Consider the following 9,262-nt stretch of genomic DNA (forward strand, 5'->3'; position numbering starts at 1 on the left):
GGGCGCGGCGGGCGCCACCGTCTACGTGACCGGGCGATCGCCGCAGCCGGGCGCACTCCCGGGCACCGTCGAGGAGACTGCCGCGCAGATCGGTGAACTCGGCGGCACCGGGGTGCCGGTGGTCTGCGATCACGGCGACGACGCGGCCACCGCGCGGCTGTTCGAGCAGGTCGAAGCCGAGCACGGCCGGCTCGACGTACTGGTGAACAACGTCTACAACTCCCCCGCCGCCGCCCGCTGGCTGGGCCGCAAATTCTGGGAGGTCCCGCCGAAGGCGTGGGACGAGACGTTCGATATCGGCGTGCGCTCGCATTACGCCGCGAGTGTCTACGCGGCCCCGCTGCTCCTGCGAGCCGGCGGGCTGATCGTCAACGTCTCCTCACCCGGTTCGGTGCGCTATATGCACAACGCCGTCTACGGGGTCGCGAAAACGGCGCTGGATCGGATGACCGCCGATTTCGCCCACGACCTGGCCGATACCGAGGTGAGCGTGGTGTCGATCTGGCCGGGCATCGTGAACACCGAGCTACTGCAGCTCGTCCCGGCCGACGACGAGGGCAACCGGATCGTCACCCTGCCCGGCGAGGGCAGTTTCGACCTGAACCTCGCCGAGAGCCCCCGGTTCGCGGGCCGCGCGGTGGTCGCGCTGGCCGCCGACTCCGACCGCAAGAAGCGATCGGGTGCCGCGTGGAAGGTGGCCGATCTGGCCGACGACTACGGATTCACCGACCTCGACGGCCGGGTGCCTCGCAACGACTGATCGCCGCCCGCGCCGATTCCCGCGACGGGGACGGCGCGCACGGCCGTCGGCGTCAGGCGAACTTGATCTCCAGCCCGATGCCCAGGATCGCGATGAACCAGACCAGACCGGTGAAGATGGTGATGCGGTTGAGGTTCTTCTCGGCCACCGTGGAACCGGACAGACTCGACTGCATACCACCACCGAAAAGGCTGGACAGACCTCCGCCCTTGGCGCGGTGCAGCAGCACCAGCAGCACCAGCAGCAGGCTGGTGACGATCAGGAGGATATCCAGGAACATCCGCATGCGGGACAGTCTAGAGGGTGCTGCCCGGCATGCCCCATCCGCAGTCCGCGCACGGCAGCGGCGAGCCTACGGCGCCGGTTCGACCGACACCAGATGGGTGAGCCGCTCGTCACGGGCGAATTCCGTGACCGCCCGCTCCCGGAGCAGGTCCTGCGCGGTCAGCCGGACCTTGTGCTGTTGCATATGCTCCGACCAGGACCGCACCACGAAGGCCTCGACATAGCGGTCCTCGGCGCCGACATCACGGTAGATCCGCCATTCCATCGCCCCCGTGCGCTGCCGCGAACGGCCGACGAACGCCATCGCCTCGAGGAATTCCGGCACCCGGTCCGCCGGCACGTCGTAATCCTTGAGGACCAGTACCGGGCCGTCGTCGGGATCGGGTTCGACCACCAGCTGCGGTTCCGGCCAGTACGCGTGCGGGGTCAGGTCGAAACCGGCCGCGAACTGCCGCATCGGCAGCCAGATCGTACTGATCGCGCAGACACCGAGCAGCGCCGCCGCCACCAGTAGCGCGGTCACCGCACCGTAGGCTCCCGCGACCAGGCCCCACACCACCGAACCGACCGCCTGACCGGCCATGAACACCAGCATGTACACCGACAGCCCGCGAGCGCGAACCCAGCCGGGCAGCAGCAGCTGCATGGTGGCGTTCATGGTGGAGAGGGTGAGCAGCCATGCCGCGCCCGCGAACACCAGCAGCAACAGCACGAGCGCCTCGACGTGCAGCAGCGCCGTCCCGCAGCAGGCCAGGCCGAACACGACAGCCGCGGCCGCCACCTGCCTGGTCGGGGTGAGCGCGGCCCGCACCCGGGCCAGGCCGATCGCGCCCAGGACCGCGCCGACTCCGAGCGCGCCCAGCATGACGCCGTACCCCGAGGAGCCGAGTCCGAGCTGATTACGCGCGATCACCGGCAGCAGCGCCCACAGCGCGCTCGCCGGCGCCACGAACAGGATCGTGCGCAGCAGTACCCGCCGGATCGCCGGAGCGGCCTTGATGAACCGGGTCCCCGCCTGCAATGCGGCCAGCGGCCGCTCACTGGGCAGTTCCCGTTCGACCCGGGGCCGGCGCCAGAACAGCAGCGCGGCGACGATCGCCCCGAAGGAGAGGGCGTTGAGCGTGAACACCAGCGCCGGGCCCGATACCGCCACCAGCACGCCGGCGATCGCCGGGCCGACGGCGCGGCCGATATTCATATTCATACTGCCCAGTGCCGCCGCCGACGGGATCTGGTCGCGGGGTACCAATTCGGGCTGGATCGCCTGCCAGGAGGGCGCCACGATGGCCTGCCCGCAGCCGAGCAGGAAGAGCAGGGTGAGCAGGACCGACGGTGTGGTGTGCCCGGTGGCCGTGGCGATCGCCAGGATGATCGCCAGCAGCGCCATCGTGGACTGCGCGCCCAGCAGCAGGCGGCGACGGTCCAGCAGATCGGCCAGTACCCCCGACGGTATGGACAGGATCATCACCGGCAAGGTGGTGGCGGTCTGCACGAACGAGACCAGCGCGGCCGCGTTGGGCTGATCGACCAGCACCCACTGCGCTCCCACCATCTGCATCCAGGTGCCGAGGTTGGAGACCAGCTGGGCGATCCACAGCGCCCGATAGACCCGGGACCGCAACGGCGCCCAGGTGGAAACGGGTTTCGGCGCGGCGGTGGTCACTCGGGACAGCATAACCCGGCCCTTTGTGCGGCCCACTCACGCGGTGAGCCGGTCCTCCTCGCTGATCAACCGGGTGGCGATCACACTCACCACCGCGGTCGCCACCAGATAGCCGCAGGCGAGCCACGGTGTCGAACCGCCCGCCGCGATCAGCGCCGTAATGATCATCGGTGTCAGGCCGGACGCGTAGATACCGGAGAACTGGTAGACGAACGACAACCCGGTGTATCGCACCTGGGCCGGATACAGACCCGCGTACAAGGTGCCCTGCGCGCCGTAGAACAACGCGTGTGCCACACCGAAGACCGCGATGATCGCCACGGTGAAGATCACGATGTTCCCCGTCTCGAAAAGCGCGAACACGGGGTATACGAGCAGGCCGTAGGCCGCGATGCCGGCGATGTAGACCCGGCGTGGGCCGAAACGGTCGGCGAGCAGCCCGGAGACCGGGATGAGCGCCGCCATCACCACCGCCGCGACGGTGACCGCCAGCAGCACCGGGACCTGCTCGAAACCGAGATGTCCGGTCGCGAAGGTGATCGCGAAAACGCCCCAGGTGTTGAACGCCGCGCCCTCGCCCCAGCGGGAGAGCAAACCGAGAACGGTGTTGCGCCGCGACCGGGCGTCGCGGAACAGCTCGACCACCGGCACTTTCGAGATCCGGTTGAGCCGGTCGACCTCGCGGAAGGCGGGCGTCTCGTCGATCTTCAGACGCACCACCAGGCCGATCAGCACCAGAACCAGACTGGCGCCGAAGGCGATCCGCCAGCCGTAATCCAGGAACGCGGTTTCGCTCAGCGTTGTCCGCAGCAGCGCGAAGACCCCCGTGCCCAGGGCGAGCCCGAGCGCCAGGCCGACCTGCGGATAGCTGCCGAACAGGCCGACTTTCCGCCGTGGACTGTGCTCGACGGCCAGCAGTACCGCGCCCGCCCATTCACCACCGAGCGCGAAACCCTGCAACATCCGCAGCAGCAGAAGCAGAATCGGTGCCACGACGCCTATCGCGGCGGCGGTGGGCAGTACGCCCATCAGCGCGGTGGATCCGCCCATGATCGCCATCGTCAGGGCCAGTGTTTTCTTCCGGCCGATCCGGTCGCCGATATGGCCGAAGACCAGCCCTCCCACCGGCCGCATCACGAAACCGACGGCAAAGGTCGCGAACGACAGCAATGTCGCGACGAAAGCGCTGTTGTTCGGGAAGAACAGTTTGTCGAAAACCAGCCCCGCCGCGGTGGCGTACAGGAAGAAGTCGTACCACTCGACGGTGGTGCCGATCAGACTCGCCACCACCGCTTTTCTGGTGTCCGCGGCCCCCAGCCGCTCATCGGGCGCCGAAACGCGATCGTCCGGGCGGGTCCCGGCCGGCCCTGCTTCCAGTAGTGACATCGTGTTCCCTTCGCTGCCGCGTCGATCGCCGAGCGAGGCTACGAGACCGATCGGCCGGGCCGGAAGCGTTGAAATCAGGGAGATCCGAGCGGCGGGCGGGTTTCGGCGCACCGGATCGCGCCGCGCGCCCGGTAGCATCGCGGACATGCCGGGACCAGCGCTGCGAATCGGTGCCGCCCTGTCACTGCTCGTCCTCGCCGCGACGGCGTGTTCGGACGACGAGCCGGGACCGGCCGCACCCGAACCCACTCCCATGGGCCACACCTATATATCCACCGAGGTCACCGGTGCGCCCATTCCCGGCGGCGGGCCGCTCACCCTCACCTTCGCCGACGGCCGGATCTCGGCAGCGGCCGGATGCAATACCCACACCGGCGCGGTCGATCTGCGCGACCACGTCCTGCACGTCTCCGATCTGGCGAGCACACTGATCGGGTGTGCGGGCGATCGGGCCGGCTCCGACGCCTGGGTCGGTGACCTGCTGCGCGGCGACCCCACCTGGGGCCTCGAGCGGGATCGGCTGACAGTGACCGGGAAGAACACCACCGTCGTCCTCACCGACAAGAAGGTTCTCACCCCCGACCGGCCCGTCCGCGGTACCGAGTGGGTGGTCACCACGCTGCTCACCCCCGACGCCCGGATACAGTCGCGCACCATCGACGAGGTGCGGCCCACCCTGACCTTCGCCGCGGACGGCGGGCTCACCGGTTTCGCGGGCTGTAACCGGATCACGGGCCGGGCGGCGGTCACCGACACTCCCGACGGCGCCGATATCACCGCCACGGCGGCCACCACACGGATGATGTGCGCACCGGAGATCATGGAGGTCGAGCAGGCGGTGCTGGCCGCTCTCGACGGGACCGTCCACGCCACGGTCGACGCCGACGTCCTGACCCTGCGCAATCCGAACGGCCACGGGCTCACGCTGCGCGCCGGGTAGCCGGACGCCGCGACCACCGGCTTCTCGCGGCGCTCCACCCGGTGCGACGTGTTCAGGCGTGTTCGCCGCCGGGGTCCCTCCCGTACAACGCCTCGGTGCGCAGCCGGACAGGCGCGGCACCGGCGGGATTGACGAGCACATCGGCACCGGGCGGAACGAGCCCGGCGAGATCGCGGCCGTGTACCGGCCACCACCTGTCCACATCGAGATGGGTCTTCTGTGATTCCGCGGTGACCACGACGACACAGGGCGTTCCGTCGGGTGCCCGCCCCAGCAGCGGCCGATCCTCGCTGTCGCAGCCGATCTCCACGACGGTATCTGCCATCGTGTCCAGGACTTCACCGCCGATTCGCCCCGCCGTCACGACCAGCCGCAGCAGGGCATCCAACGGATCGGTGGGCGCGGCGGGATCGCCGGGGCGATACCGCGGGTTGGGACGGAACGGCCCGGCCGTCCCGTCCGGTCCCAGTTCCCAGCCGCCGACGATCACTTCGGGTGGCGGCGGCGTGGACCGGCTGCCGGGCTCCCACCCGGGATCGACCAGGACGAACCAGTCGCCGTACCGAACTGCCTCCGGCGATGGGTCACCCACGTTGGAGCTCCTCAGCGGCTCGTTCACTCCGGTTGCTCGATCGACGCTGCAACAGTTTCCGGTACAGTAGCGTCCGGATGCGCTCGGCGCCCGCGTAATTCGAACACTTCCCACAGCGCACCGGACCCGCATACTCGTAGCCATGGTGCTGGACGAGCCGATATCCGGCAGGGGCACGGCTCGCCTGATGCAGGAGATCACCGGCGCACTGGCGGATTCGGCCGTCGCGGGTATGCGCGAAGCGCACAGCCTGCTCACCCGGTTCGGCGGGGAACTCCGCAATGCCGGCCGCGCGGCGACGAACGCCGACGCGGCGGGCCTGGTACGGGTGAACGAGATCTCGACCCGCGGCCCCTGGCTCGCCGGCTGGGATGCCCGCAACCAGCGCTACACTTTCGAACCACACCAGATCCGCGCACGGCCCCTGGTCAATCACCGCGGCGAGGTGTTCGGGGTGTCGTTTCCCACCAAGAACGGCGGACCCGGCCCCTCCGACGTCGAAGCGTATTCCACGTGGTCACGTATGCCGAACCGGGCGAGCGACACAGAATTCGTTCCGCAGGTGCGTATCCCCGGGACCCGCGCCGGCGCGCCGCTGTTCCGGGACTCGGGCCCGGCGCTGCGCGCTCCCTGGGCCGACGATACCGGCGGCGGGGTGCTCTACACCCACGCGCATGCGACCCGCCGAGGCTTCGAGGTCGACGCCAACATCGGCAGCGACGCCGAACCCGACTGGCGCACGCTGCTGGTACCCGGACGCTTCTTCGGCCATGTCCTGGCCTCGAACCGCTACTTCGTGACCGCCTCCCGATCCGCACCGGACAGGCCGCTCGTCATGCTGTGCTGCGACGCCGGCGATCCCCGGTACGGTCATGCCCGCGACGCCGCGACGGTCCTGCATCAGGAGGGCATGCGCCACGACGTCTACGCCACGACCGGTATCAACCAGGTGCGCTGGGATCGGGAGAACGGTCTCGCAGAGGTGCTGGTGGAGACACCGCCGAATTCCGCGCCGCAGGATTCGATCGTCGCCTTCCCGGCAGTGCCCCGCGGCCACGACCCGTAACGATCAGCCGTTCGCCCGAACGACCGAGGCCCGCCGGGAACGATATCCCGGCGGGCCTCGGTGAACTGTCCGGCTCTACCTCAGGGCAGCGGACCGCCCGCCGCGATCGCCGACAGGGTGGCGAATTCGTCACCCTTGAGCGAGGCCCCGCCGACCAGCGCGCCGTCGATATCGGTCTGCTTGATCAGCTCACCGATGTTCTTGGCATTGACCGAGCCGCCGTAGAGCACCCGCACCGATTCGGCGACCTGCTCGTTCGCCAGTTGCGCCAGCTCACCGCGGATCGCGCCGCACACCTCCTGCGCATCCGCCGGGGTGGCGACCTTGCCGGTGCCGATGGCCCAGACGGGTTCGTAGGCGATGACCACTTTCGCGATCTCGGCGGCCGACAGGCCCTTCAGCGAGCCCCGCAACTGTTCGAGGTTGTACTCGACGTGCGTACCCGCCTCACGGACGTTGAGGCCCTCGCCGATGCAGACAATCGGGGTGATCTCGTGTTTCAGGGCCTGCTTCGCCTTGGCGAGCACGGTGGCGTCGTCCTCGTTGTGGTACTGACGGCGCTCGGAATGTCCGACCACCGCGTACGCGCAATTCAGCTTCGCCAGCATGGCCGCGCTGACCTCACCGGTGTAGGCGCCCGATTCGTGCACCGACACATCCTGCGCACCGTGGGTGACGCGCAGTTTGTCGCCTTCGATGAGCGTCTGCACGCTGCGCAGATCGACGAACGGCGGAATAACCGTGACATCGACCTTGTCGAAGTACTTGTCGGGCAGCGCGAACGCGATCTTCTGCACCAGGGCGATGGCCTCGAGGTGATTGAGGTTCATCTTCCAGTTGCCCGCGATCAGCGGTTTCCGAGCCATCACGCACCTTCCGCGTCGTCGAGCACGCTGATCCCGGGCAGCGTTTTGCCTTCCAGGTATTCCAGCGAGGCGCCGCCGCCGGTGGAGATATGCGAGAAATCGCCCTCCGGGATGCCGAGCGCCCGGACGGCCGCCGCGGAATCACCGCCGCCGACCACGGTGAACGCGCCCTTACCGGTGGCCTGAGCGATGGCCTCGGCCACACCCCGGGTACCGGCCGCGAACTTGTCGAACTCGAACACTCCCATCGGGCCGTTCCAGAACACGGTCCGCGCTTCGGTGAGCAGCGCCGCGAAGCGCCGTACCGATTCGGGGCCGATATCCAGGCCCATCCAGCCGTCGGGAATCTCGTTGCACTCCACCACCTTCGATTCCGCGGTGGCGGAGAAGGAGTCGGCGACCACGATATCGCGCGGCAGATGGATCACATCGGCGTAGCGGTCCAGCAGACCCTTACAGGTCTCGATCATCTCCTCCTGCAGCAGCGAGGATCCGACCGGCAGACCCTCGGCCGCCAGGAACGTGAAGCACATACCGCCGCCGATGACCAGGGTGTCGACCTTGGGGGCCAGCGCCTCGATCACGGCGAGCTTGTCCGACACCTTGGACCCGCCGAGCACCACCGCGTACGGCCGGTCGGTGGATTCGGTGAGCTTGGCCAGCACCTCGGCCTCGGCCGCGACGAGCGTGCCCGCGTAATGCGGCAGCAGGGTCGCCACGTCGTACACCGAGGCCTGCTTACGATGCACCACACCGAACCCGTCGGAGACGAACGCGCCGTCGTCGCCGACCAGTTCCACCAGCGCGGCCGCCAGTTTCGCCCGGTCGGCGTCGTCCTTGCTGGTCTCGCGCGGATCGAAGCGGATGTTCTCCAGCAGCAGGACGTCACCGTCGGTGAGGCCCTCGGAACGCGCCAGCGCGTCCTGGCCCACCACATCCCCGGCGAGCTGCACATTGCGGCCCAGTTCGTCGCTCAGCCGGGCGGCCACCGGAGCCAGCGACAGCGCCGGATCCGGGGCCCCCTTCGGGCGGCCGAGATGTGCGGTGACGACCACCTTGGCGCCGGCCTCGGCCAATGCCTTGATGGTCGGCGCCGAGGCGATGATGCGGCCCGCGTCGGTGATCGTGCCGTTGTCGAGGGGAACGTTGAGGTCCGAGCGCACCAGGACGCCCCGGCCCTCGACGCCCTCGGCGAGGAGGTCGTCCAGAGTCTTGATGCTCACGCCGGCCCTAGAGCGACTTGCCGACGAGGCCGATGAGGTCGGCGAGACGGTTGGAGTAGCCCCACTCGTTGTCGTACCACGAGTAGACCTTCACCTGATCGTCGATGACCTTGGTCAGCGGCGCGTCGTAGATCGAGGAATGCGGATCGGTGACGATATCGCTGGAGACGATCGGGTCGACGCTGTACTTCAGGATGCCCTTCAGCGGACCGTCCGCGGCCGCCTTGAACGCGGCGTTGATCTCGTCGACGGTCGCCTTCTTCGCGAGGTCGGCGGTGAGGTCGGTGATCGAGCCGGTGGGGATCGGCACCCGCAGCGAGTAGCCGTCCAGCTTGCCGTTGAGTTCCGGCAGCACCAGGCCGATGGCCTTGGCCGCACCGGTGCTGGTCGGCACGATGTTCACCGCGGCGGCGCGGGCGCGGCGCAGATCCTTGTGCGGGCCGTCCTGCAGGTTCTGGTCCTGGGTGTAGGCGTGGATGGT

At 68.8% G+C, this 9,262-nt stretch carries 10 protein-coding genes; 3 read left to right on the forward strand and 7 right to left on the reverse strand.

Annotated elements, in window-relative coordinates; all coding sequences use genetic code 11:
* Positions 1-760 (forward strand): SDR family oxidoreductase (locus tag ACWDU1_RS24180; RefSeq protein ID WP_450001785.1); only part of this gene is annotated, 760 nt, incomplete at its 5' end.
* 52 nt (positions 761-812) lie between these two features.
* On the opposite strand, the gene secG is transcribed toward ACWDU1_RS24180, so the two are convergent.
* The 3 genes from secG to ACWDU1_RS24195 all read right to left on the reverse strand — a co-directional run bounded on the left by secG (position 813) and on the right by ACWDU1_RS24195 (position 4,094).
* The gene (gene secG, locus ACWDU1_RS24185; RefSeq protein ID WP_062995774.1) at positions 813-1,046 is read right to left on the reverse strand and encodes a preprotein translocase subunit SecG; all 234 of its coding nucleotides are present in this window, start codon (positions 1,044-1,046) and stop codon (positions 813-815) included.
* 66 nt (positions 1,047-1,112) lie between these two features.
* A complete protein-coding gene (locus ACWDU1_RS24190; RefSeq protein ID WP_450001786.1) occupies positions 1,113-2,720 on the reverse strand; it encodes an MFS transporter in 1,608 nt (535 codons plus the stop codon).
* Between the two features lie 24 nt (positions 2,721-2,744).
* Positions 2,745-4,094, reverse strand: a complete 1,350-nt coding sequence (locus ACWDU1_RS24195; RefSeq protein ID WP_450001788.1) for an MFS transporter — start codon at positions 4,092-4,094, stop codon at positions 2,745-2,747.
* A gap of 145 nt (positions 4,095-4,239) precedes the next feature.
* On the opposite strand from ACWDU1_RS24195, the gene ACWDU1_RS24200 reads away from it, so the two are divergent.
* Positions 4,240-5,034, forward strand: a complete 795-nt coding sequence (locus ACWDU1_RS24200) for an META domain-containing protein (RefSeq protein ID WP_450001789.1) — start codon at positions 4,240-4,242, stop codon at positions 5,032-5,034.
* A gap of 52 nt (positions 5,035-5,086) precedes the next feature.
* Here ACWDU1_RS24200 and ACWDU1_RS24205 read toward each other — a convergent pair whose 3' ends face one another.
* Entirely contained in the window at positions 5,087-5,626 is a 540-nt protein-coding gene (locus tag ACWDU1_RS24205; RefSeq protein ID WP_450001791.1) for a type VII secretion system-associated protein, read from the reverse strand.
* Between the two features lie 142 nt (positions 5,627-5,768).
* Here ACWDU1_RS24205 and ACWDU1_RS24210 point away from each other — a divergent pair, with 142 nt between their 5' ends.
* On the forward strand, positions 5,769-6,692 hold the full coding sequence (locus ACWDU1_RS24210) for a hypothetical protein (protein ID WP_450001793.1): 924 nt from the start codon (positions 5,769-5,771) through the stop codon (positions 6,690-6,692).
* A gap of 80 nt (positions 6,693-6,772) precedes the next feature.
* Here ACWDU1_RS24210 and tpiA read toward each other — a convergent pair whose 3' ends face one another.
* The 3 genes from tpiA to ACWDU1_RS24225 form a co-directional block, all read right to left on the reverse strand.
* Positions 6,773-7,558, reverse strand: a complete 786-nt coding sequence (gene tpiA, locus ACWDU1_RS24215; RefSeq protein WP_450001794.1) for a triose-phosphate isomerase — start codon at positions 7,556-7,558, stop codon at positions 6,773-6,775.
* The gene (locus tag ACWDU1_RS24220) at positions 7,558-8,781 is read right to left on the reverse strand and encodes a phosphoglycerate kinase (protein ID WP_450001796.1); all 1,224 of its coding nucleotides are present in this window, start codon (positions 8,779-8,781) and stop codon (positions 7,558-7,560) included. Before ACWDU1_RS24220 ends, tpiA begins: the two co-directional genes overlap by 1 nt.
* 7 nt (positions 8,782-8,788) lie before the next feature.
* The coding region (locus tag ACWDU1_RS24225; protein ID WP_450001798.1) for a type I glyceraldehyde-3-phosphate dehydrogenase at positions 8,789-9,262 on the reverse strand (474 nt) is incomplete at its 5' end.

The organism is Nocardia sp. NPDC003345 (assembly GCF_053589395.1).

Bases quoted from the DNA above. Each gene is read 5' to 3' on its own strand.
- tpiA (WP_450001794.1), bottom strand. From the start codon at position 7,558: ATGGCTCGGAAACCGCTGATCGCGGGCAACTGGAAGATGAACCTCAAT.
- secG (WP_062995774.1), bottom strand. From the start codon at position 1,046: ATGCGGATGTTCCTGGATATCCTCCTGATCGTCACCAGCCTGCTGCTG.
- ACWDU1_RS24210 (WP_450001793.1), top strand. From the start codon at position 5,769: ATGGTGCTGGACGAGCCGATATCCGGCAGGGGCACGGCTCGCCTGATG.
- ACWDU1_RS24195 (WP_450001788.1), bottom strand. From the start codon at position 4,094: ATGTCACTACTGGAAGCAGGGCCGGCCGGGACCCGCCCGGACGATCGC.
- ACWDU1_RS24200 (WP_450001789.1), top strand. From the start codon at position 4,240: ATGCCGGGACCAGCGCTGCGAATCGGTGCCGCCCTGTCACTGCTCGTC.
- ACWDU1_RS24190 (WP_450001786.1), bottom strand. From the start codon at position 2,720: ATGCTGTCCCGAGTGACCACCGCCGCGCCGAAACCCGTTTCCACCTGG.